We start from the raw sequence: 23,430 nt of genomic DNA, 5'->3' as shown, positions 1-23,430 counted from the left end.
ACCCGGGACACCGTCGGCGTGAGCTTCCCCACGGTCGTGACGTTTTCTATTGACTTCACGCTGGTTCGTGAAAGCATTCACAAGTAACCGCGCGGAAACACTTGCCGACGCGCACATGAACTTGCCACCACGATCAGCCGGTGCGACGAGCACTATCGAAGGAGAGTAGAAGCATGGACTGGCGCCACAAGGCCATCTGCCGCGACGAGGATCCCGAGCTGTTCTTCCCCGTCGGCAACAGCGGTCCGGCCCTCGCGCAGATCGCCGACGCCAAGCTCGTGTGCAACCGCTGCCCCGTCACCGCCGAGTGCCTCTCGTGGGCCCTCGAGTCCGGCCAGGACGCGGGCGTCTGGGGCGGCATGAGCGAGGACGAGCGTCGCGCCCTCAAGCGCCGCAACGCCCGTACCCGGGCACGCACCGCGGTCTGACGCGACCTACGCCACAGAGCTCCGGGAAGGCCCGGCACCGTTTCGGTGCCGGGCCTTCCCGCGTCCGGAGGCCGCGCTCCACCGTCCCGGCAGGGACACGGCGACACCGTCCCGGCAGGGACACGGCGACACCGTCCCGGCAGGGACACGGCGACACCGTCCCAGCAGGGACACGGCGACACCGTCCCAGCAGGGACACGGCGAGACCGTCTCAGCCGAGTGTCACCCGGCCCAGCGGAACCCGCAGCCGCGCGTCGGTGCCGGTCGGCGCAGCCCGTTCGAGCCGCAACGTCCCGCCGAGTTCCGCGGCGACGAGCGTGCGCACGATCTGCAGGCCCAGGCGGTCCGAGCTGCCGAGGTCGAACCCCTCCGGCAGACCCTTGCCCTCGTCGTGGACCACCACGTCGAGCCAGCGGGCCGACCGCTCGGCGCGCAGCGTCACGGTGCCGGATGCACCCGGGTCGAAGGCGTGTTCCACGGAGTTCTGCACGAGTTCGGTGAGCACCATCACCAGCGGTGTCGCCCGCTCGGCGGGGAAGACCCCGAGGCTGCCCTCCCGGCGCACCCGGACCTGGCTGCCCACGGCCGCGACGTCGACGACGATGGGGATCAGCCGGTCGACGACGTCGTCGAGATCGACCTCCTCGTCCACCGACATCGACAGCGCTTCGTGCACGAGCGCGATCGACGTCACCCGGCGTACCGCCTCGGCGAGGGCCTGCCGGGCCTCGGTGTTGCCGGTGCGCCGTGCCTGCAGCCGCAGCAGGGCCGCGACCGTCTGCAGGTTGTTCTTCACCCGGTGGTGGATCTCCCGGATGGTGGCGTCCTTGCTCAGCAACGCCCGGTCGCGCCGCTTGACCTCGGTGACGTCGCGGATGACCACCGCAGCGCCCTCGAGCCGGCCGCCGGGCGCGAGCACCAGCGCGCGCAGCAGCACGGTGGCGCCGCGGGCCTCGATCTCCATGGGCCGTCCCAGCTTGCCGTGCACCGCTCCGCGCAGATAGGTCTCGACGTCCTCGCTCTCGAACGGATCGGTCACCAGCGCGCGCGTCGTCTCGATCAGGTTCTGGCCGAGCAGGTCGGAGTTCAGGCCCATCCGGTGGTAGGCGGACAGGGCGTTCGGGCTCGCGTACACCACCCGGCCGGACCGGTCGAGGCGGATGAAGCCGTCCCCGGCCCGCGGACTGGACTTGGTGTCGGATCGGGATTCCGGATTCGGGAAGGTGCCTTCGCAGATCATCGTGAACAAGGCGTCGGCGCATTCGAGGTAGGCGGTCTCGAGGGCGCTCTTGGTGCGCCGCGCCACGGTCGCCGCGTCGCGGCTCAGGACCGCGATGACCTGCCCGTCCCAGCGGACCGGCACAGCCTGACGGCGCAGGGGCGCGACGTGGCTGGGCCGTGAGTCCGCGGAGACGACCACTCCGGTCTCGAGGGCCCGCAGCACGTGTGGGTGCTCCCGTTCGGAGACCACCGAACCCACCATGTCCTCGGGCAACACGGTCGAGGCGGTGGTGGGCCGGCACTGCGCCACGCACACCACCCCACCCGGCTCCGCGCTCACCCACAACAGGACGTCCGCGAAGGACAGGTCCGCGAGCAACTGCCATTCGCCGACGACCCGCTGGAGGTGATCGACCGCACCGCCCGGCAGGTCGGTGTGCTCGGCGAGGAGGGCACTGAGGGTGGACACGGGGGGCACGTGCGGACTCAGGAGATGACCGCGATGAGATCGCCCTGCTGGACGACGTCGCCGACGACCACGTCCAGCGATGTCACGGTGCCCGACGTCTCGGCGAGCACCGGGATCTCCATCTTCATGGACTCCAGGATCACCAGTGTGTCGCCTTCGGCGACGACGTCCCCCTCCTGCACGACCACCTCGAACACGGTGGAGACCATCTCGGCGCGCACGTCCTCGGCCATCGGGCACCTCATTCCACGAAGAAGACGGTGGCCCTGCTTTCAGGGCCACCGGACCACACGTGAAACACTGTAATGAACCAGAAAGGAGATCGGACCATGGGTAAGCGAGGCCGCAAGAAGCGCAGCCGCAAGGGCAACGCCGCCAACCACGGCAAGCGTCCCAACGCCTGAGGCGCGCGCACACGCGTGAGGGGGCCGGAAGCAGCTGCTTCCGGCCCCCTCACTCGTTGGTGGCTCAATCCCGGACGTCGGTGCGGGTCGTCACGACGACGGTCCGCCGGATCTCTATCAGCAACCGCTCCCGGAGGCCCTCCGGAGCGTGCTCGCCGCCACATTTGCGGCTCAGCAGGGACTTGAGCTGGGACTCGAGCCCGTACGCCTCGAGGCAGGACCCGCAGTCGTCGAGATGGCGCTGCAGGCGCTCACGCGACCGATCGTCGCACTCGCTGTCGAGCAGCAGGTAGACGTCCGCGATCACCGCGGAACAGTCGAGCTGATCGAAGTCGGCCGACTCGCTCACCTCGAGACCTCCTTCTTGTCCGCACCGTCTCCGACGGCCGCGTCGACGGCTCCGCTCCGGTTGAATCCCCGCTCCCGCGCGACATCGGCCAGCAGGCCGCGCAGCTGCTTGCGGCCGCGGTGCAGCCGCGACATCACCGTACCGATGGGGGTCCCCATGATCTCCGCGATCTCCTTGTACGGGAAGCCCTCGACGTCGGCGTAGTACACCGCCATCCGGAACTCCTCGGGCAGCTCCTGCAGCGCAGCCTTGACGTCGTCGTCGGGAAGCGCGTCGAGCGCCTCGACCTCGGCCGACCGCAGACCGGTGGAGCTGTGCTCGGCGGTCGCCGCGAGCTGCCAGTCGGTGATCTCCTCCGTCGGGTACTGCGCGGGCTGGCGCTGCTTCTTGCGGTAGGAGTTGATGTAGGTGTTCGTCAGGATGCGGTACAACCACGCCTTGAGGTTGGTGCCCTCCTTGAACGAGGAGAAGGCGGAGAACGCCTTGATATACGTCTCCTGAACCAGATCCTCCGCGTCCGCAGGGTTGCGGGTCATCCGCAGGGCCGCGCCGTAGAGCTGATCGAGCAGGGGCAGTGCATCCCGCTCGAACCGTTCGGCCAGTTCCGCACCAGACTCCTCGACCACACCGATCCCTTCACTTGCCGTATCCGTGAAGGCTACCGGTCGGGGCGGGCACAGCACAGGCACGCGGTACTCCCTCGCTCTCGGTTACCGGCCGCGCCCGATCGGGGCGGCCACCCGGAATCAACACGACAGGTCCGGCCCTTGTTCCCTACATTGGCGCGCATGGCCTCGACCTCCACTCCCGCGACGAAGCTGCTGCTGCGCGAGAACGTCACCCACCGCGTCCACGAGTACCCGCACGACCCGCGGGCCGGCTCCTTCGGCTCCGAGGCCGTCGAGATGCTCGGGCAGCGGCTCGGGGTGGTCCCCGCGCAGATCTTCAAGACCCTGGTGATCAAGCTCTCCGACGGCAAGCTCGCGGTGGCCGTGATCCCGGTCCCGGCGACCCTCTCGCTCAAGGCGGCGGCGGCCGCCCTCGGTGGCGGTAAGGCGGTCATGGCCGAGCGCAGCGACGCCGAGCGCGTCACCGGCTACGTCCCCGGGGGGATTTCACCGCTGGGCCAGCGCAGCCGGCTGCGCACCGCCGTCGACGCCTCCGCGCAACAGTGGGATCGGGTCCTGTGCAGCGCGGGACGCCGCGGCCTCGAGATCGAACTCGCGCCGGCGGACCTGGTGCGGCTCGCGGGCGCGGTGGTGGCGCCGATCACCACCGGGGCCTGATTCGGCGCCGGGCGTCAGAGCAGGGTGAGCTGCTCGGCGGCGGGCGAGGCCGGGGCGAGCAGTCCGGGACCGTGGTTGCGGACGCTGCCGACCTCGGCCGACGCCGGATCGTGATCGAGACCACCGCCTCGCGGCTCGACTTCGGATCGGACCACCGCGACCACAGCCCGGCCGTGCAGTGGCGCGAACCGTCCCGCGGGGACATGTAGTACGGGATCCGCCCGGCCCAGCCAGCCTTGCCGGCAGGGCCGGCCCTGCCGTCGGCCGACGACGGGTCGTGCTGCCACTCGTACCAGCCGTCCGTCGGCACCAGGCACCGCCGGTGCCGCACCGGCCGCGCGAAAGCGGGCTCGAGCGCGGCCGATTCGGGTCGGGCGTTGAAAAGCGTTGCGCTCCGGACAATCTCGGTGGCGAACGACGGGACGGGCCCCCAGCGCATCCGCCGGATCCGCCGTCACCGCATGCCGGCCGCACACGGCTTCGAAGTGTGGCAGGTGTGGCCCTCGCGCGGATGGGCGAAGATGGACGGGTGAATCCGTGGAGTGCGCCCCGAGCCGAGTCACCCGTCGACAGTTCCGTCACGCTGCCCGGGTCCAAGTCGATCACCAACCGCGCCCTGATCCTCGCCGCCCTCGCGGACGGCCCGTCGACCGTGACCGGCGCGCTGCGCAGCCGCGACACCGACCTGATGATCGGCGCCCTGCGCGGACTCGGCGCGACGATCGACGAACGCGACGACGGCACCACCCTGCACGTCACCCCCGGCCGGCTGCACGGCGCCCGGGTGGACTGCGGCCTGGCCGGCACGGTGATGCGATTCGTGCCGCCCGTCGCGGCACTGGCCGACGGCGACGTCTTCTTCGACGGCGACGAGCAGGCGCGCACGCGGCCGATGGGCACGGTCCTCGAGGCCCTGCGCTCGCTCGGCGCCGACGTCGACGGCGACACCCTGCCCTTCACCGTGCACGGGCGCGGCCGCCTGCGCGGCGGTGTCGTCACCATCGACGCGTCCGGCTCGTCGCAGTTCGTCTCGGGGCTGCTGCTGTCCGCCGCGGCGTTCGACGAGGGCGTCACGGTCCGGCACGCCGGGGCGGCCGTGCCGTCCATGCCGCACATCGACATGACCGTCGACATGCTGCGCGAGTCCGCGGTGACGGTGGACACCACCGTGCCCGACACCTGGCGGGTCGCGCCGGGCCCGATCCGCGCGGTGGACCGCGTGGTCGAGCCGGATCTGTCCAATGCGACCCCGTTCCTGGCGGCCGCGGCCGTCACGGGCGGCACGGTGTCGGTGCCGCGGTGGCCGCAGCGCACCACCCAGGCCGGCGACGCGATCCGCGGCATCCTCCAGCAGATGGGCGCCGACGTCGCCCTGTCCGGCGGCACGCTCACCGTGCGCGGCCCGGAGCGCCTGCGCGGCCTCGACATCGACCTGCACGACGTGGGTGAGCTCGCCCCCACCGTCGCAGCGCTCGCGGCGCTGGCGACGACCCCGTCCACGCTGCGGGGCATCGCGCACCTGCGCGGGCACGAGACGGACCGCCTGGCCGCCCTGGCCACGGAGCTCGGCAAGCTCGGCGGCGCCGCGACCGAGACCGCCGACGGCCTGCACATCGTGCCCGCGCCACTGCACGGCGGGCGCTGGCATTCGTACGCGGATCACCGGATGGCCACGGCGGGCGCGATCGTGGGCCTCGTGGTCGACGGCGTCGAGGTCGAGGACATCGGCACGACCGCCAAGACCCTGCCGAACTTCCCCGAGCTGTGGGCCGGGATGCTGACGGGAGCACGCTCCTGAGCCGGCGCACCTACGACGAGTCCGATGTCCGGATCCGTCCGGGCAAGGGCTCGCGTCCGCGCACGAAGGACCGGCCGGCTCATCTCGACGCCGCCGAGGCGATGGTGGTCTCGGTCGACCGCGGTCGGTGGGGCTGCGTGCTGGGCGGCGATCCGGCACGGCCGGTGGTGGCGATGCGGGCCCGTGAGCTCGGCCGCACCCCCGTCGTGGTCGGCGACCGGGTCGCCGCGGTCGGGGACCTGTCGGGACGGCCCGACACCCTGGCGCGGATCGTGCGGGTAGAGGAGCGCACCACGGTGCTGCGCCGCACCGCCGACGACACCGACCCGTTCGAGCGGATCGTCGTGGCCAACGCGGAGCAACTGCTGATCGTCGTCGCGCTGGCCGATCCGCCGCCGCGGACCGGGCTGGTCGAACGGTCCATGGTTGCCGCGTACGCGGGCGGTCTCGACCCGGTGCTGTGCCTGACCAAGAGCGATCTCGCCGATCCGGCCGAGTTCACCGCGCAATTCGCCGACCTGGACGTCCGCGTGATGCTGGCCGGACAGGATCGGGACCTGACGGAACTCCGGGAGATGCTCACCGGCAAGGTGACGGCCCTGATCGGCCACTCCGGCGTCGGGAAGTCGACCCTGGTCAACAGACTCGTCCCGGATGCCGACCGGGCCATCGGGGCGGTCTCGGGCGTCGGGAAGGGCCGGCACACCTCCACGCAGTCGGTGGCGTTGCCGCTGCCGGGCGGTGGTTGGGTGATCGACACGCCCGGTATCAGGTCGTTCGGACTCGCGCACATCGGCGCCGACAACGTGATCGCCGCCTTCTCGGATCTTGCCGAGGCGGTGGAGGCCTGCCCCCGCGGCTGCACCCACCTGGGCCCGCCTGCGGATCCCGAGTGCGCGCTCGACGAACTCGAGGGCAAGTCCCGGCGCCGCGCGATGGCGGTGCGGGCTCTGTTGACCGCGATCGCCGCGAACGAGACCTGGTGACCGAGAGCCGGTGATACGGCCCGTGACGCCGAGCGCCCGGCGTCACGGGGACGCCGGGCGCTCGATGCGGGCTCGGGATCAGCGCATGCCCAGGAGGCGGCGCACGCCGCGGACCCGGCGGTTCTCGCGGATCGCGGTCGCCAGACCGCGTCGCCGGCCGGTCGCGGGGTCCACCACGGCGGTGCCGCCGAAGCCGCGTTCGGACGCGGTTTCGGGTGCGGCGTCCGGGGTGTCGGCGAGGTACTTGTTCGGCAGCGACAGCTTGGCGATGGTGCGCCACGACTTGAAGTACTGCACCGCGAGCGGGCCGGTGGTGTACGGCAGGTCGTACTTGTCGCACAGCTGCCGGACCTTCACCGCGATCTCGGCGTACCGGTTGGACGGCAGGTCCGGGAACAGGTGGTGCTCGATCTGGTAGCTCAGGTTGCCCGTCATGAAATCCATCAACGGACCACCGGAGATGTTGGCGCTGCCGAGCATCTGCCGCAGGTACCACTGCGCCTGCGACTCGTTGTCGACGTCGGCCTTGGTGAACTTCTCGGCGCCGTCGGGGAAGTGCCCGCAGAAGATGACCGCGTTGGTCCACAGGTTCCGGATGACGTTCGCCGTCATGTTCGCGGTCAGCGTGGACTTCCAGGCCTTGCCCGTCAGCGCCGGGTAGACCACGTAGTCCTTGACGATCTGGCGACCGATCTTGTCCCCGACCTCGCGCAGCTTGCGCTTGGTCTCGGCGCGGTCGTCGCGGCCCTTGGCCACCTTGCCGAGCTCGAGATGCTGGACCGCGACGCCGTACTGGAACAGCAGGGCGAGCAGCGCGTTGTAGACGATGTTGCCGTAGTTGAACGGCGACCAGCGCTGGTCCCGCGTGACCCGCAGCAGGCCGTATCCCACGTCGTCGTCCATGCCGAGGATGTTGGTGTACTTGTGGTGCAGGTAGTTGTGGGTCTGCTTCCAGTGCGCGGACGGGTCGGCGTTGTCCCACTCCCAGCTGGCGGAGTGGACCTCGGGATCGTTCATCCAGTCCCACTGCCCGTGCATCACATTGTGCCCGAGCTCCATGTTCTCGATGATCTTCGAGACGCCGAGCAGGCCCGCACCGAGCAGCCACAGCGGACGCCGGCGGCTGCCGAACAGCGCCGCGCGCCCGCCGAGTTCCAGGCCGCGCTGCAGCCGGATCGTGTTGCGGATGTAGCGGGCGTCGCGTTCGCCGCGGGAGTCCTCGATGTCTCGCCGGATGGCGTCGAGTTCTCGGCCGAGGGCCTCGACGTCCGCCTCCGTGAGGTGCGCGTACTCCTTGATGTCCGAAATGGCCATGCGCCTACCGTACCGTAGGTTACGAGTCCGTAGGTTACGGAGATGTAGCTTGTGCGGCAGATCACTTCCGCCGGGCGGAGCGTTTGGCGGCGCGCAATGTCTGCAGTGCGGTCGCCAGCCCCTCGCGACGCTCCCCCACCGACCGCACCCGCGGCAGATCGGGACGCCGGAACTTGCGCTCGGAGGAGGTCTCCGGGGCGTCGTCCGACGTCGCCCGCAACCACGCGTCCGGCAACGCCAGCTTGTGGATCGTGCGCAGCGCCAGCAGGTACTGCTTGCCGAGCGGACCGCTCGTGTACGGCAGGTCGTACTTCGCACACAGCGTGCGCACCCGCTCCGCGATCTCCGGGTAGCGGTTGCTGGGCAGGTCCGGGAACAGGTGGTGCTCGATCTGGTAGCTCAGGTTGCCGGTCATGAAGGCCATCACCGGACCGGCATCGATGTTGGCGCTACCGAGCAACTGCCGCAGGTACCACTGGCCCTGCGTCTCGTTCTCGTACTGCGCCACGGTGAACTTCTCGGCGCCGTCGGGGAAGTGACCGCAGAAGATCACCACGTACGCCCACAGGTTCCGCACCAGGTTGGCCGTGAGGTTCGCGGTGATCGTGCTGCGCCACGCCCGGCCCGTCATGGCCGGGAACAGCACCAGGTCCTTGCCCAGCTGCCGCGCGATCTTCCGGGCAAAGTCCTTGGTGGGCTGGGAGTTCCGCTGCCCCGGCGGCACACCGCACGCCTTCTTCTCGGCTCCGAGGTCGTGCAGGGCGATGCCCCACTCGAAGGTGGCCGCCAAGATCAGGTTGGCCACGGGCTGCAGCAGGTTGATCGGCCGCCACTTCTCGTCGCGCGTCATCCGCAGGATGCCGAATCCCACATCGTCGTCCATGCCGACGATGTTCGTATAGGTGTGGTGCGCGTAGTTGTGGGCGCGCTTCCAGTGCTGCGACGGACCCGTCTGGTCCCACTCCCACGACGTCGAGTGGATCTCCGGGTCGTTCATCCAGTCCCACTGCCCGTGCATCACGTTGTGCCCGAGCTCCATGTTCTCGATGATCTTCGACAGGGAGAGCAAGCCCGTGCCGAGCAGCCACAGCGGACGCCGGCGGCTGCCGAACAGCGCCGCCCGGCCGCCGATCTCGAGCACGCGTTGCAGCCGGATCGTGTTGCGGATGTAGCGGGCGTCGCGCAGCCCCCGGGTGTCCTCGATGTCGCGACGGATCGCGTCGAACTCGCGGCCGAGTTCCTCGATGTCCGCGTCGGTGAGGTGCGCGAACTCGGTGATGTCGGTGATTGCCACCGGGGTCCTTCCCCCTGGTCCGGGTCGGTAGTGCGTCAGGCGCCGAGCGTGCAGTCTCCGGCAGCCGCGGAGATGCAGGTCTGAACCCGCTCCCCCTCGGCGTGTTCCTTGCCGGACCGGAGATCGACGACGTGCCCCTTCTCCAGGGGCACCACACAAGTCTGACAGATTCCCATCCGGCAGCCGAACGGCATCAGGGCGCCGGCGCTCTCACCCGCCTCGAGCAGGGTCGTCGCACCGTCGACGGTGACGGTCTTGCCCGACTTGGCGAAGGTCACCGTGCCGCCGGCGCCGGAGGTATCCGCCCGGGTGACGGCGAAGCGTTCCAGATGGAGCCGCTCCGGCAGGCCCGCGGCATCCCAGAACCGCTCCATGTCGTCGAGCATCGCCTGCGGGCCACACGCCCACACCTGGCGCTCCCGCCAGTCCGGGCACACCGTGTCCAGCTCGGCGAGGGTGAACTTGCCCTGCTCCCGCGTCAGCCGCACGTATGGGCGGTACTGCTCGTGGTCCGCACCGAAGCGGGCGATCTCGTCGGCGAACATCACCTCGGGGGCGGTGGGCGCCGAGTGCACGTGCACGACGTCGGGCAGCTCGGCATGCGCCTGCAGCGACCGGCGGTCGAGGGTGCGCAGCATCGACATGATCGGGGTGATGCCGCTGCCCGCGGTGAGGAAGAGGATCTTCGGCGGCGGGGGGTCGGACAGGACGAACTCGCCCTTGGGCGCGGCGAGCCGCACGATCGTGCCCGCGGGCACGCCGCTCACGAGGTGACTCGACAGGAAACCGTCGGTCATGGCCTTGACGGTGATCGAGATGAGCTTGCGGTCCCAGGTGGGCGACGAGGTCAGCGAGTACGAACGCCAGTGCCAGCGGCCGTCGACGTGCAGCCCGATGCCGATGTACTGGCCCGGCGCGTACCCGAAGTCGAAGCCCCAGCCGGGCTTGATGACGAGCGTCGCGGAGTCGGCGGTCTCGCGGCGGACCTCGACGATGCGGCCGCGCAGCTCACGCGCCGACCACAGCGGGTTGGCGAGGTGCAGGTAGTCGTCGGGCAGGAGCGGTGTCGTCAACCGCGCGGCCGCGCCGCGCAGGAGATTCGACACGGATCGGTCCCTCGTCGCGACATGCGCCGCCGGCCGCTCGATCCAGTCCTTCAGACCCATCCGATCACTTCTCCTCGTCCAGGGGCTACGCCTCCGTAGGTTACCAGCTCCCTACGGAGGCGTAGGTTGCGGCGAGACAGCCGTCACACTCGGGGCCGGGAGCAGCTCAGAGCAACTCGAGCAGGAACTGCAGTTCCTGGGCGGCGTACCAGGCGAGTTCGTGGTCCTCGGCGTCGCCCAGCACGAACTCCGCCTCCTCGTCGCCGAGGTCGGCCGCGTCCACGACCGGGAGGGCACGGGCGATGTCCGGCTCCGCGGCGGCGAGGTCCACGTGCACCGACGCGACCGCGGACAGCGGCACCGGTCCGGGCAGCCGGACCACCGCATCGTCGAGATCCGGGCGCAAAGTCACCCCGTCGACGTCCGCGGCCACGACCACCCGGCGCAGGCCGAACTCGGGAGCCGGGTCGTCGTCGGCCCGGCCGGCGAGCAACCGCAACGAGGCGCGGGCCGCCTCGGCCATCGCGACCTCGGCGAGTTCCTCGTCGTCGCCGGAGGTGTACGCCTCGCGCAACGCGGGGGTGACCGCGAACGCGGTGCGGCTCACCGCCTCGAACTCGCCGTCGGCGACCAACCGCTTCAACGTCTCGATCGTGGCCGGCACGTACACCCGTGTCACAACTCACCTACTGGCATCCAACAACTCCTCGAGCGACTCGTGCAGCAGCGACGTCAGCACCTCCACATCGGGCATGGCGTCGCGGTCCGCATTCAGACCGTAGTAGACGTTGCCGTCGTACGACGTCAACGCGACGCTCAGTGCCTGGTTCTTCAGCAGGGGCGAGATCGGGTACATCTCGAGCACCCGCGCCCCGGCGAGGTAGAGGGGATGCTGCGGACCCGGTGCGTTCGTGATCATCAGGTTGAACATGCGCTGGGAGAAACCACTCGCGACACGCGCCCCGACCGCGTGCATGGTCGCGGGCGCGAACCCGGACAGCCGCATCATCGACCGCGCCGGCACCCGCCGGCCCTGCCGCGAGTAGGCCTCCCCGACGTGCGAGATGTGGGACAGGCGGACGACCGCGTTCGGTTCACCGACCGGAAGGTCCACCAGGAAGGTCGAGACCTCCCCGCGCGGCCCCGCCGCGGACACGTCCCCACCCTCGTCGGGCGCATCCGGGTCCTGCGTGTACACCGACATCGGCACCATCGCCCGCACCACCGTCGCCTCCGTCAGCGGCTCCCCGCGTGAGAGCAGCCAGTACCGCAGCGCCCCCGCGATCACCGCCAGCACGACGTCGTTGATGGTGCAGCCGTAGCGGGCCCGGATCTTCCGGTACAGCTCGAGATCGGCCTTGACCACCGCGAACCGGCGGTTGCGCGAGATCGAGGCATTCAGCGGGCTGCCGGGCGCGGACTGGGCGGCGGTGCGCGCCAACCGGCCCACCACATCCAGCGCCTCGCCGGCGGTGGCGGCCAGATCGCCGACGGCCGCCCGCAACCCCGACACGGCCTCGCCGGGGCGGGCCACCAGCTCCGCGAGCGCGCCGAACACCAGCGCCGAGTCGCTCGGCTCCGGTTCCGGCATCCACAGCTCCTCCGGATCCACCCGGGGAGTCTCGGTGGGCTCGAAGAGCACCTGCCCGATCTCGAGTGCCTCCTCGCCGTCCACCAGGGCCGAGTGGGTCTTGGTGAACAGGGCGCACCGGTCGCCGGCCAGGCCCTCGACGAGATACATCTCCCACAGCGGGCGCGAACGGTCGAGAGGACGGGAGATCAGCCGGGCCAACAGGTCGTGCAGCTGCGCTTCGGAGCCGGGCCGCGGCAATGCCGAGCGCCGCACGTGGTAGGTGATGTCGAAGTCGCGGTCGTCGACCCACACGGGCCGCGCCAGGCCGAGCGCGACCTCGCGGGCCTTCTGCCGGTACCGCGGCACCGCCGCGAGACGTCGCTCCACCAGCCGCAGCACGTCCTCGTAGTCGAGCCCACCGCGCGGCTGCTCCAGGATGGCGAGCGAGCCGATGTGCATCGGCGTATTGCTCGTCTCCAGAAAGTAGAACGACGCGTCCTGAGCCGACATCCGGTTGGTCATCGCCCGACATCCCCCTCGTCCCGCGGCGCCCCGGCCCGCGACGACTCGCCGAGGCCGAACAGCACCGTCAATTCCGCCACCACCTCGGCGGCATCGGCATGATGCACGCCGACCATCCCCGCCGCGACCGCGCCGTCCACGTTCACCCGCAGGTCGTCGACGAACACGCACGCCGACGGTTCGAGCCCGAGACGCCGGGCCACCAGCAGGTAGCTGCGCGGGTCCGGTTTGGCGGTGCCCACGTCTCCGGACAGCACCACCTCGTCCACCAGCCGGCCGCGCCCGAGATCGCGCAGCGGGCCGGCCGCGGGACCACCCGGATCGTTGCTGAGGATCGCGGTGCGCACGCCGCGCCGGCGCACCTCGGCGAGCACCCCACCGAGCGCGGCCGCGTCCGTGCCGGGGCCCGCGAGCACCCCACCGAAATCGAGCACCAGTCCACGCATCGCCTCACCCTAGTTCGCGAGCACCGGTTCGGCGATGCAACAGCCCGAACGACGCGGCGACACCGGACCCGCCATGCTCGCGCCTCCTCGGCGCGGATGTGGCACCATGACCGGCGACTCCGTCCTCTCCCGGGGTCCGCACACCGGGCGTCGGCCGTTCCGCGCCGACGTCGCCCCCCTGGATCCGGGAGAACCGATGACATCTCCGCACGGCGACGCCCACTACGTCCGGCGCATCGTTCCGTTCGAGCCGCCGGTGCAGCGCTGTTGCCCGGCCGGACCGCATCGCCGGCACGCGCGGCGCCGCCTCACCCCGCACGACGGCCGCTCGGTGCGCGCCTCGGCGCCGCCGGCCGGCCGGCCGCTGCCGGAGGTGGATCCGGCGGCGCGACGGTTCGCCGACCTCGCGGCCCGGTTGATCCTCGAGGTGGCCGACCGGCGCCGCCCGGAGACCCAACTCGCCGCGGTGCTGCATTCGTCGCTGCACGCGACCGTCGCCGCCGTGGCGAAGTCGGGCGACACGGGGACCGCGGTGCTCCTGCGGACCCGGCTGCGCGCGGTCGACGCCGACACCGCCGAGTTGTTCGGCTCCTACGGCCGCGGCCACCGCGTGTTCGCGCTGGCCGGCCGGGTCTCGCGCCATCCCACGACACGCCGGACGCCACACGGCTGGCTGATCACCACCGTGTGGCTGGGCTGACCGGACGACGCGGCCGGGCCGGCGCTCCGGCCCGGACCGGGTCGTCAGCGGCGGCGCTGCGCCTTGGTCTGCTTGCGTGCCGCCTCCCGGCGCTGCCGGCGGGTGCCCGTCGTCCCGGGCGCGGACGCGGCCGGCGACGATGTCGCGGGGCTGCGCCGCACCTGGGCACTGCCGTCCTCGGCCGGCCCGGTGTAGGTGAGGTTGCGCTCCTCGTCCTCGTCGAGCCCCTTCGCGCGCAGCGCGGCCGGAGCGGGCGCGGGAGCAGGAGGTGCCGGGGCGGGAGCGGGCTTCGCCAGGGTGGGGGCGGCCTGCGCCGTGACGGCCGCGGACGCGGCGGTGACGCTGACGCCCGGGGCCGGCTGCGGCTGCGCCGCCTCGACCTGCAGGTTGAACAGGAATCCGACGGACTCCTCCTTCAGGCCCTCGAGCATGCCGATGAACATGTCGTAGCCCTCCCGCTGGTACTCGACGAGCGGGTCGCGCTGCGCCATCGCCCGCAGGCCGATGCCCTCCTTGAGGTAGTCCATCTCGTAGAGGTGCTCGCGCCACTTGCGGTCGAGCACCGACAGCAGGACGCGGCGCTCGAGCTCGCGCATGCCGCCCTCGCCGGCGACGGCGTCGATCTCCGCCTCGCGACGGGCGTACGCGGCGCGCGCGTCCTCCAGCAGGGCCTCGCGCAGTTCCTCGCGGCTGAGGTCCGCGGGCTCGCCGTTCGTGGAGACGGTGAGTTCCTTGTGGTCGATGCCCACCGGGTAGAGGGTCTTCAGCGCCGTCCACAGCTGCTCGAGGTCCCAGTCCTCGACGTAGCCCTCGGCGGTGGCGCCGTCGACGTACGCGGTGACCACATCCGCGATCATGTGCTCGACCTGGCCCTCGAGGTCCTCCCCGCGGAGGATGCGGCGGCGCTCGTCGTAGATGACGGTGCGCTGCTGGTTCATCACCTCGTCGTACTTCAGGACGTTCTTGCGGATCTCGAAGTTCTGCTGCTCGACCTGCGTCTGCGCGCTCTTGATGGCCTTCGAGACCATCTTCGCCTCGATCGGCACGTCGTCGGGCAGGTTCAGGCGGGTCATGATCGACTCGAGCGCCGCGCCGTTGAAGCGGCGCATCAGCTCGTCGCCGAGCGAGAGGTAGAAGCGCGACTCACCCGGATCGCCCTGCCGGCCGGAACGGCCGCGCAGCTGGTTGTCGATACGGCGGGACTCGTGCCGCTCGGTGCCGAGGACGTACAGGCCGCCCGCCGCCCGGACCTTGTCGGCGTCGGCCTTGACCTCGGCGTTGATCCGCTCGATCACCTCGTCCCAGGCCGCCTCGTACTCCTCGGGCGTGTGGACCGGGTCGAGACCCCGCTTGCGCAGCTCCACGTCGGCCAGGATGTCCGGGTTGCCCCCGAGCACGATGTCGGTACCGCGACCGGCCATGTTGGTGGCGACGGTCACCGCGCCGGACCGGCCGGCCTCGGCGATGATCGTCGCCTCCTGCTCGTGGAACTTGGCGTTGAGCACGTTGTGCGGGATGCCGCGCTTGGTGAACTGCTTGGACAGGTATTCGGAGCGTTCGACGCTGGTGGTGCCGATCAGGACCGGCTGGCCCTTGGCGTGGCGCTCGGCGACGTCGTCGACGACGGCCGCGAACTTCGCCTCCTCCGTCTTGTAGATCAGGTCGCCCTGGTCCGCGCGGACCATCGGCTTGTTCGTCGGGATCGGGATCACGCCGAGCTCGTAGATCTGGTGCAGCTCCGCGGCCTCGGTCTCGGCGGTGCCCGTCATGCCGGAGAGCTTGTCGTAGAGGCGGAAGTAGTTCTGCAGCGTGATCGTGGCGAGCGTCTGGTTCTCCGCCTTGATCTCGACGCCTTCCTTGGCCTCGATGGCCTGGTGCATGCCCTCGTTGTAGCGCCGTCCGACGAGGATGCGGCCGGTGAACTCGTCGACGATGATCACCTCGCCGTTGCGGACGATGTAGTCCTTGTCGCGCTGGTACAGCTCCTTGGCCTTGATGGCGTTGTTGAGGTAGCTCACCAGCGGCGAGTTCGCCGCCTCGTACAGGTTGTCGATGCCGAGCTGGTCCTCGACGAGCTCCACCCCCGCCTCGTGCACGCCGATGGTGCGCTTCTTGATGTCCACCTCGTAGTGGACGTCCTTCTTCAGCAGCGGCGCGATCCGCGCGAACTCGGCGTACCACTTGCTCGACGCGTCGGCCGGGCCCGAGATGATCAGCGGCGTGCGGGCCTCGTCGATGAGGATCGAGTCGACCTCGTCGACGATCGCGAAGTTGTGGCCGCGCTGCACGAGATCGTCGAGCGAGTGCGTCATGTTGTCGCGCAGATAGTCGAAGCCGAACTCGTTGTTGGTGCCGTAGGTGATGTCCGCGGCGTACGCGGCGCGCCGCTCGGCGGGCGGGAGGCCGGACAGGATCACCGCGGTCTCGAGCCCGAGGGACCGGTGCACCCGGCCCATCCACTCGGAGTCGCGCTTGGCGAGGTAGTCGTTGACCGTCACCACGTGCACGCCCTCGTCGGCGATGGCGTTGAGGTAGGCGGGCAGCACACAGGTCAGGGTCTTGCCCTCACCGGTCTTCATCTCGGCGATGTTGCCGAAGTGCAGCGCCGCGCCGCCCATGATCTGAACCGGGTAGTGCTTCTGGCCCAGCACCCGCCACGACGCCTCGCGGGCCGTCGCGAACGCCTCGGGCAGCAGCTCGTCGAGGGTCTCGCCGTCCTGGTAACGCCGGCGGAACTCGTCCGTCTTGGCCCGCAACTGCTCGTCGGTGAGCGTCTCGAACTCGGGTGAGAGGGAATCGACGTGGTCGGCGATGTGCTTGAGCCGCTTGACCATGCGACCTTCACCGACTCGGAGCAGCTTCGACAGCGACAGCACGGGCGTGTTCGTCCTCAATCTCGGGTACAGCACGGGCAACGAAAATCCGGCCGAGGCCTGTATCGACCCCGGCCGGATTCCATGGTAGGCGGTCTTTCAGCGAGGTGACGACGGGCGACCGCTCGGCAGGGTGGCGCGCGAGGCGCCGCCGCTCCGCGGTGCGGTCGTCACACCAGCCGGATCAATCCGTAGTCGAACGCGTGCCGGCGGTAGACGACCGAGGGACTGTCGGTCTCCTTGTCGTGGAACAGGTAGAAGTCGTGCCCCACCAGCTCCATCTCGTACAGCGCGTCGTCGACGGTCATCGGCTCGGCCGTGTGCTCCTTCGTGCGCACGATCCGGCCCGGACCTGTGGGCTCGGGCTCGTGCTGTTCCAGCGAGATCTCCGGTGAGATGCCGAGGGAGTCGTCCTTGGCGAGTTGCGCGGTGGCCTCGGCGACCGAGACGGGGGTCTTCTCCCCGTGGTGCACCTTGCGGCGGTCCTTCGTGCGACGCAACCGCGACTCCAGCTTGTCCGTCACGGACTCGAAGGCGGCGTAGAAACTGTCCGCGGACGCCTCCGCGCGCACCACCGGTCCCTTGGCCCGAGCGGTGATCTCGACTCTCTGACAACTCTTCAGCTGCCGGCGATTGCGCTCGTGCTGCAACTCCACATCGAACAGGAAGATCGTCGGGTCGAAACGTTCGAGCCGAGCGAGCTTCTCGGACACGTAGACCCGGAAGTGATCCGGGACCTCGACGTTGCGCCCCTTGACGACGATGTCGGCGCGGGGACCGTTGGACTCCGCAGTACCGGCTTCGGCCTCTGCAGCGGGAACCTTGGACTTCGAAGGGATCGTCACTCGTACCTCCCGAGTACGGCCGGCGCAGCTCGCGCGCCGGCATGATCGACGAGCGCGAAACGCGCTCCGCCCGACACGACGGTCAGGGGCGTTTTGCGCCCGCTACCTGTGTTTTCGGGTCTGAGGGCGACGGTAGTACGGAACGGCGGGGAGTGCCACCGTTCCGTCGAATTTCACGCCGTGGTCACCTCGTGGCAGGACCGATGTCCCCTTTCTCGCGGACCCACGTCCCGCGGCGCAGGGCCCTCCGGCTCGCTACGCGGCGGCGATCACCAGCACCCCGCACGGGCGATGGCCCGCGGCCCGCAGGACCCGCACCGACTCCGCCGCGGTGGCGCCGGTGGTGACGACGTCGTCGACGAGCAGCACCGCCGCCCCGGGCGGCGGACCCGCCGCCGTCCGGATCCGCACCCGGCCGGCCAGGTTGCGCTGCCGCTGGGCGGCCGACAGCCCCACCGAATCCCGGACGCCGCGCCCGGTGCCGAGGAGGCCGCAGACCTCGAGCCGCCGGTCGTGGCCGGCGGCCACGCGCGCCGCGCGCGTCACCGGGTCGCCGCCGCGTGACCGCGCCGCCCGCGCCCTCGTCGGGGCGGGCACCACGACGACGGGTCCGGCGGGCAGCTCGCCCCAGCGCCGCAACCGCGACACGGCGGTCGCCAGCGCGAGGCCGAGCGGGCCGGCCAGATCGCGCCGGCCGTGTTCCTTGGCCGCGATCACCGCGCGACGGCGGGCGCCGCGGTACGGCCCCAGCGCCCACACCGGCACGCCGGGATCGACCCGGGGCCGGACCCGTGCAGGCACGTCCGCCAGTTCCCGGGCACAGCGCCGGCACCAGCCGACGCCGGCGAGTCCGCAACCGCCGCACTCGACGGGCAGCACCAGATCCAGCAGCGAGGTCAGCACCGCGCCAGTGTGGCCGCCGGCCCCGACATCCCGCGCCGGACCGTCAGCCCGGCAGGACGGGGACCGCCTGCAGCCCGGTCAGGCCGGGTACCTCGCGCCAGTACCGGTCGCCGGCCGGATCGGCGTTGTTCAGCTGGAACACCGCCCGCGAGTCGGCCACGAACTCCGAGGTCGTCGACGCCTCGACGGCGACCACGGGCGGGGTGAGGTTCCGGCTCGGCAGGGCGTCCATGCGGGAGCCGTCCACCGCGACCTGCACGACGGGCACGTCGGAGGCGGACCGTGCCACCACCACGGTGTCCGGGGTGCTCCAGTCCAGCGACAACGCCGGGCTGCCGAGGCCGATGGCGATCTCCCGCGGCGTCGTGAGCGAGAACTCGCCGTTCGACTTCTGCACGACCACCGCGACGTACACGCGGCCGTCCACGATCATCGCCGCGCGCACGCCGTCGCGGGAAAGCCGCAGATCGCTGATCACGTTGCCCACGGCCCGCACGGAGCCGGCGTCGACGGGGAGGACGGTGACCCGGCCGGTGCCCGGCTCGCGCACCACGCGCACCACGTTCGTGCCGTTGACCACGGCCCACACGGAGTTGTCGTCGAGCGCCCACGTCGGCCGCGTGATCGATTCGCCCTGCAGGGCACGTGCCGCCGTCCCGTCGCGGTAGGGGCCGATCAGCAGCTCGGCGGTGGCTTCGGGGGCGGGACGCCCGGTGTCGGCGACGGCGGCCGCGAGCTCGCCGTCGTGCGACAGCGCGACCGAGCGCAGGGTCGTCGCGGCGCCGAAGGCCCCGGGCACCGGAGTCACCCCGGTCTCGGCGACACTGACCAGCCCGCCGCCCCGCAGGGCGTGGAGGCCGATGGTGGCGCTCGAGGTGGCCAGCGGGTTCATCGACGCCACGTCCGCGGTGGTCCAGCCGTTCGGGAACCGCTCGTCCAGCGGCTGACCGTCCGCGAGCAGCACGTAGGGCCCGGTGATCTCGGCGTTGGCGAGGGTCCAGATCACCTGTGCCGCCAGCATCTCGCGGCTCTCCTTGCCCAGGGGCTTCAACCCCAGGAAGTCGATCCGGACGCCCCCGAGACCGACACCGACCTGGGTCGTGCGGCCGTCGGCCTTGGTGATCGGCCCCCGCACGGACACCCCGGAGCCGAGTTCCGTGCGCACGGCCGGTGCCAGGGCCGCCTTCGGGCCCTCGATGAGCAGGTCGATCAGCTGTGCCGCGGTCTGGTCCTGGGTCGCGGCGATCCAGCGGGGGTCGGGCACGACCGTGCGCCCGGACGGGTCGACGAAGTACAGCGAGCGTCGCTGGTAGCCGTTGAGGAACTGCGGGCGGTCCATGACGACGCCCGGTCCCATCTCGTCGATGCGCCACTCGCCGCCCGTGAGCACGAGCGTGATCCTGGTTTCGAACGGTCCCTCGTCGGCGCGGTAGACTCCGCCCTCCTCCAGGTGCCCGACCCGGTTGGCGCGGATGACGTACGTCGCGCGCTCGGCGCTGCGCGACTCCGGCAGCACGTCGACCTTGTCCACGATCGTCGCGCTGGCGGCGTCGTCCCACCCGGCCGACATGTCGGCGGTGAGGAACTGCCGGGCCGCGAGGTGGCGGTTCGCCGGGTCGGTGCTGGCGCGCAGGAAGTCGCGCAGGAGCAGGTCCGGTTCCCGGCCCGGTGCCGGCGGGGGGACCGAGGTGGTGGTGGGCTCACGGGCGATGGTGCCGACCGCCTGCGGCGACGACGAGTCCGGCAGGCTGGCACACCCCGACACGGCGACGGTCAGGCCGAGCATCGCCGTGAGGATCGTCTTCGTGCCCCTCATGTGGCGGCTCCTTCGGGCGGGACCGGCACGTGCGCCGAATCCGCGGCCGTCCCGGCGTCGTCGCCGGTCCCGGCATCCGCCGACTCCGCCTCGGCCGGCGCGGCCGCTCCCGGCAGCGGGCGGCCCTGGACCGCACGGACCGTGCTGGGAACGAGCGGCAGCGGACTGCGGCCGACCTTGCGTCCCCGTTCCCGCGGGAGGGTCAGCCGGAAGCAGGACCCCTGGCCGGGCTCGCCCCACGCCTCGAGCTTGCCGTTGTGGAGGTTGGCGTCCTCGACGCTGATCGCCAGGCCGAGACCGGTTCCGCCGGACCGCCGGACCCGCGACGGGTCCGAGCGCCAGAACCGGTTGAAGACGAGTTTCTCCTCGCCCGGACGCAGGCCGACGCCCTGGTCCCGGACGATGAAGGCGGCGGCGTTGTCGTCGGCGCGCAGGCGCAACAGGATGGGTTTTCCCTCCCCGTGGTCGATGGCGTTGGCGAGCAGGTTCCGCAGGATGCGCTCGACGCGGCGCGGATCCACCTCGGCGGTGACGGGTTCGCCGGGCAGGTCGACGATCAGCTCGGTCCCGCTCTCGCGGGCGAGGTGCCGGACGGTGGAGACCGCGGCACGGGCGCACATCCGCAGGTCGAGCTGCTCGGCCGCGAGCTCGGCGACGCCGGCGTCGTGACGGCTGATCTCGAGCAGATCGCCCAGCAGGCTCTCGAACCGGTCGAGCTCGGTGACGAGCAGCTCCGAGGCCCGCTTCAGGGACGGGTCGAGTTCGTCGCTGCCGTCGTGGATCAGGTCGGCGGCCATCCGCACCGTCGTCAGCGGGGTCCGCAGCTCGTGACTGACGTCCGAGGTGAACCGCTTCTGCAGGTTGCCGAACTCCTCGAGCTGCGTGATCTGCCGCGACAGGCTTTCGGCCATCTCGTTGAAGGACATGGCCAGGCGCGCCATGTCGTCCTCACCGCGCACCGGCATGCGTTCCTTGAGGCGGCCGTCGGCGAACCGGACCGCGATGCGCGACGCCGAGCGGATCGGCAGCACGACCTGGCGCGCGACGATCATCGAGATCGCGGCGAGCAGCACGAGCAGCACGCCGGCGCCGACGAGCAGCGTGCCCCGCACCAGCGACAGCGTGTTCTCCTCGCCCGCCAGCGGGAACACCAGGTACAGCTCGAGGGTGGAGATGTCCGACGCCGTCGGGGTGCCCACGATCAGGGCCGGGCCGGAGTAACCGTCCGGATCCGACACGGTCGCGAACTGGTAGGAGATCTGGCCCTTCTGCACGAAGGCGCGCAGGTTCTCGGGGATCTGGTCGGCAGGACCGCTCGACGTCGGGGCGCGCGGTCCGTCGCCCGGCACGATCAGCACCGGGTCGAAGGTGCCCGCGACGCCGGTGTCCTGGCCGGCGTCGCTGCCGCGGTTGGTCAATGCCGCGGCGGCCCCGTCGAGCCGTACTTGCAGCGAACCGGAGTCGTCGGCGCCGGCGAGCTGGCCCTCGACGAGTGCGCGGGAGCGCTCGACCTCCTCGGTGGCGGCGTTGATCTTCACCTCGAGCAGCCGCTCGGTGATCTGGCTGGTGAGCACGACACCGAGGACGAGCATCACGATCAGCGACAGCGACAGGGTCGAGACCACGACCCGGAGCTGCAACGATCGCCGCCACGTGTGGGCGAGCCGGTTGCTCACCGCACGTGACCACCTCAGCAGCGGCAGGGTCCTCCTCGTGATCCGCCGCCGCAGTCGGTACCCACCGATCACGGCGGTCCGGCCTTGTAGCCGACGCCACGCACCGTCAGCACCACCTCGGGATTCTCGGGATCCTTCTCGACCTTCGCGCGCAACCGCTGCACATGGACGTTCACCAAGCGGGTGTCGGCCGCGTGCCGGTAGCCCCAGACCTGCTCGAGCAGCACCTCACGGGTGAACACCTGCCGCGGCTTGCGCGCGAGCGCCACCAGCAGATCGAACTCGAGCGGCGTGAGAGAGATCAGTTCGTCCCCGCGGCTGACCTTGTGGGCGGGAACGTCGATGGCGATGTCGCCGATGGAGAGCACCTCGGCCGGTTCCTGCTCGGTGCGACGCAGCCGCGCCCGGACCCGGGCCACGAGTTCCTTGGGCTTGAACGGCTTGACGATGTAGTCGTCGGCGCCGGATTCGAGCCCGAGCACCACGTCCACGGTGTCCGACTTGGCGGTGAGCATCACGATGGGCACGCCCGAGTCGGCCCGCAGCACCCGGCACACGTCGATGCCGTTCATGCCCGGGAGCATGAGGTCGAGCAGGACGAGGTCGGGCCGGATCTCCCGGACCGCGTTCAGCGCCTGCGAACCGTCACCCACCACGTACGGCTCGAATCCCTCGCCCCGCAGGACGATCGTGAGCATCTCGGCGAGCGCGGTGTCGTCGTCGACAACCAGAATCCTCGGCTTCATGGCTTCTATCGTGTCACTCCTCGACCGTGGTGAAGCTGATTTGAGATCTCGGCGGCGAGTTGTCGCGGATCGGCGTCGGGTCCGGCAACCCGCCACGGCGACATCCACTGTCGGCGTGCGAGGTCGTCGTACACCTGCCCGGTCCGGGCCTGCAGACCCGAGTCCCGTTCGTACGCGTCCCGATCGCGGGCCGTGTCGGCAGCGGCGCGACTGCGGGCCCGCTGCGCAGCCAGTTCCACGGGCACCCGCAGCAGCAGCTGCAGATCCGGTACGGGCAGCGCGAACCGATCGAACTCGAGCTCGCGGACCCATTCCACCGACGGCCCCGAGCCGTCCTCGTGGTGCCGCGCGGCGGTGTAGGCGGCGTTGGACGCGACATACCGGTCGAGCAGCACGATGTCGTTGTCCGCCAGGAGCTTCCGCAACTCGTCGGCGGCGTCGCGCCGATCGAGGGCCCACAGCAGGGCCATCGCCTCGATGCTCGAGGCCGCGTCACCGTGCCGGCCCCGCAGGGCCTCGGCACCGAGGTCGGCGTGCACCGACACGCCGTAGCGCGGAAACGCGAGCGTCGCGACGACGAATCCCGCAGCGCGCCAAGCCTCGACGAGGCCCGCGGACAGTGTCCGCTTGCCGGCCCCGTCGAGCCCCTCCACGACGATCAACGCGCCCATCGGC

General features: G+C 70.9%; 23 protein-coding genes. 5 read left to right on the top strand and 18 right to left on the bottom strand.

Going from position 1 to position 23,430, the window contains the following annotated elements; all coding sequences use genetic code 11:
- Positions 1-173 precede the first annotated feature (173 nt).
- A complete protein-coding gene (locus JYA75_RS14710) occupies positions 174-428 on the top strand; it encodes a WhiB family transcriptional regulator (RefSeq protein WP_006550236.1) in 255 nt (84 codons plus the stop codon).
- Between the two features lie 211 nt (positions 429-639).
- Here JYA75_RS14710 and JYA75_RS14705 read toward each other — a convergent pair whose 3' ends face one another.
- From JYA75_RS14705 to JYA75_RS14690, 4 genes are all read right to left on the bottom strand, one after another.
- Positions 640-2,118 (bottom strand): PAS domain-containing sensor histidine kinase, encoded by a 1,479-nt coding sequence (locus tag JYA75_RS14705; protein ID WP_006942716.1) that lies wholly within the window; start codon positions 2,116-2,118, stop codon positions 640-642.
- A 17-nt stretch (positions 2,119-2,135) separates the two neighbouring features.
- Positions 2,136-2,351 (bottom strand): biotin/lipoyl-binding carrier protein, encoded by a 216-nt coding sequence (locus JYA75_RS14700; RefSeq protein WP_003939128.1) that lies wholly within the window; start codon positions 2,349-2,351, stop codon positions 2,136-2,138.
- Between the two features lie 235 nt (positions 2,352-2,586).
- Complete coding sequence (gene rsrA / locus JYA75_RS14695) at positions 2,587-2,871, bottom strand: mycothiol system anti-sigma-R factor (protein ID WP_006942706.1); 285 nt, start codon at positions 2,869-2,871, stop codon at positions 2,587-2,589.
- Positions 2,868-3,503 carry a sigma-70 family RNA polymerase sigma factor gene (locus JYA75_RS14690; RefSeq protein ID WP_230304573.1) on the bottom strand — a complete coding sequence of 212 codons (636 nt, stop codon included), beginning with the start codon at positions 3,501-3,503 and terminating at the stop codon, positions 2,868-2,870. The genes rsrA and JYA75_RS14690 overlap by 4 nt, the downstream gene beginning before the upstream one ends.
- A gap of 156 nt (positions 3,504-3,659) precedes the next feature.
- Between JYA75_RS14690 and ybaK the strand changes: the two genes are divergently transcribed.
- Complete coding sequence (gene ybaK, locus JYA75_RS14685; protein ID WP_203330133.1) at positions 3,660-4,157, top strand: Cys-tRNA(Pro) deacylase; 498 nt, start codon at positions 3,660-3,662, stop codon at positions 4,155-4,157.
- Here the strand turns inward: ybaK and JYA75_RS14680 are convergent.
- Positions 4,141-4,596: an SOS response-associated peptidase family protein gene (locus JYA75_RS14680; RefSeq protein WP_203330132.1), complete on the bottom strand. Its 456-nt coding sequence runs from the start codon at positions 4,594-4,596 to the stop codon at positions 4,141-4,143. The two genes, ybaK and JYA75_RS14680, sit on opposite strands and share 17 nt — an antisense overlap.
- 72 nt (positions 4,597-4,668) lie before the next feature.
- Between JYA75_RS14680 and aroA the strand changes: the two genes are divergently transcribed.
- Both aroA and rsgA read left to right on the top strand, forming a co-directional pair.
- Positions 4,669-5,955, top strand: coding sequence for a 3-phosphoshikimate 1-carboxyvinyltransferase (gene aroA, locus JYA75_RS14675; protein WP_037200999.1), 1,287 nt, complete (start codon positions 4,669-4,671; stop codon positions 5,953-5,955).
- Positions 5,922-6,941 (top strand): ribosome small subunit-dependent GTPase A, encoded by a 1,020-nt coding sequence (rsgA, locus tag JYA75_RS14670; protein WP_203330131.1) that lies wholly within the window; start codon positions 5,922-5,924, stop codon positions 6,939-6,941. The genes aroA and rsgA overlap by 34 nt, the downstream gene beginning before the upstream one ends.
- Before the next feature lie 78 nt (positions 6,942-7,019).
- Here the strand turns inward: rsgA and JYA75_RS14665 are convergent, their stop codons facing one another.
- From JYA75_RS14665 to JYA75_RS14640, 6 genes are all read right to left on the bottom strand, one after another.
- Entirely contained in the window at positions 7,020-8,255 is a 1,236-nt protein-coding gene (locus tag JYA75_RS14665) for an acyl-CoA desaturase (protein WP_161995517.1), read from the bottom strand.
- A gap of 61 nt (positions 8,256-8,316) precedes the next feature.
- A complete protein-coding gene (locus JYA75_RS14660) occupies positions 8,317-9,549 on the bottom strand; it encodes an acyl-CoA desaturase (RefSeq protein ID WP_161995516.1) in 1,233 nt (410 codons plus the stop codon).
- 35 nt (positions 9,550-9,584) lie between these two features.
- Positions 9,585-10,715 carry a ferredoxin reductase gene (locus JYA75_RS14655; RefSeq protein WP_050035462.1) on the bottom strand — a complete coding sequence of 377 codons (1,131 nt, stop codon included), beginning with the start codon at positions 10,713-10,715 and terminating at the stop codon, positions 9,585-9,587.
- Positions 10,716-10,821: 106 nt separating this feature from the next.
- Entirely contained in the window at positions 10,822-11,334 is a 513-nt protein-coding gene (locus JYA75_RS14650; RefSeq protein ID WP_006942694.1) for a hypothetical protein, read from the bottom strand.
- Positions 11,335-11,337: 3 nt separating this feature from the next.
- Positions 11,338-12,750 carry a wax ester/triacylglycerol synthase family O-acyltransferase gene (locus JYA75_RS14645; RefSeq protein WP_203330130.1) on the bottom strand — a complete coding sequence of 471 codons (1,413 nt, stop codon included), beginning with the start codon at positions 12,748-12,750 and terminating at the stop codon, positions 11,338-11,340.
- Positions 12,747-13,196 carry an HAD-IA family hydrolase gene (locus JYA75_RS14640; RefSeq protein ID WP_006942692.1) on the bottom strand — a complete coding sequence of 150 codons (450 nt, stop codon included), beginning with the start codon at positions 13,194-13,196 and terminating at the stop codon, positions 12,747-12,749. Before JYA75_RS14640 ends, JYA75_RS14645 begins: the two co-directional genes overlap by 4 nt.
- Positions 13,197-13,392: 196 nt before the next feature.
- Between JYA75_RS14640 and JYA75_RS14635 the strand changes: the two genes are divergently transcribed.
- Entirely contained in the window at positions 13,393-13,896 is a 504-nt protein-coding gene (locus JYA75_RS14635) for an Rv3235 family protein (RefSeq protein ID WP_037201793.1), read from the top strand.
- 44 nt (positions 13,897-13,940) lie between these two features.
- On the opposite strand, the gene secA is transcribed toward JYA75_RS14635, so the two are convergent.
- The 7 genes from secA to JYA75_RS14600 form a co-directional block, all read right to left on the bottom strand.
- The gene (gene secA / locus JYA75_RS14630; protein ID WP_029544610.1) at positions 13,941-16,772 is read right to left on the bottom strand and encodes a preprotein translocase subunit SecA; all 2,832 of its coding nucleotides are present in this window, start codon (positions 16,770-16,772) and stop codon (positions 13,941-13,943) included.
- Positions 16,773-16,939: 167 nt separating this feature from the next.
- Entirely contained in the window at positions 16,940-17,614 is a 675-nt protein-coding gene (gene raiA, locus JYA75_RS14625) for a ribosome-associated translation inhibitor RaiA (protein ID WP_006942687.1), read from the bottom strand.
- A 255-nt stretch (positions 17,615-17,869) separates the two neighbouring features.
- Entirely contained in the window at positions 17,870-18,517 is a 648-nt protein-coding gene (locus tag JYA75_RS14620) for a ComF family protein (protein WP_065922406.1), read from the bottom strand.
- Positions 18,518-18,560: 43 nt separating this feature from the next.
- Positions 18,561-20,333: an MtrAB system accessory lipoprotein LpqB gene (lpqB, locus tag JYA75_RS14615; protein WP_065922405.1), complete on the bottom strand. Its 1,773-nt coding sequence runs from the start codon at positions 20,331-20,333 to the stop codon at positions 18,561-18,563.
- Positions 20,330-22,081 carry an MtrAB system histidine kinase MtrB gene (gene mtrB, locus JYA75_RS14610; RefSeq protein ID WP_080688640.1) on the bottom strand — a complete coding sequence of 584 codons (1,752 nt, stop codon included), beginning with the start codon at positions 22,079-22,081 and terminating at the stop codon, positions 20,330-20,332. Before mtrB ends, lpqB begins: the two co-directional genes overlap by 4 nt.
- Entirely contained in the window at positions 22,078-22,764 is a 687-nt protein-coding gene (mtrA, locus tag JYA75_RS14605) for an MtrAB system response regulator MtrA (RefSeq protein ID WP_029544612.1), read from the bottom strand. Before mtrA ends, mtrB begins: the two co-directional genes overlap by 4 nt.
- Positions 22,761-23,426, bottom strand: coding sequence for a dTMP kinase (locus JYA75_RS14600; RefSeq protein WP_029544615.1), 666 nt, complete (start codon positions 23,424-23,426; stop codon positions 22,761-22,763). Before JYA75_RS14600 ends, mtrA begins: the two co-directional genes overlap by 4 nt.
- Positions 23,427-23,430: the final 4 nt, after the last annotated feature.

This window comes from Rhodococcus sp. PSBB066, from assembly GCF_017068255.1.
GTDB lineage: Bacteria > Actinomycetota > Actinomycetes > Mycobacteriales > Mycobacteriaceae > Rhodococcus > Rhodococcus aetherivorans.
The sequence above is the reverse complement of the archived record's forward strand: the minus strand, read 5'-3'. Positions and strand labels throughout refer to the sequence as shown.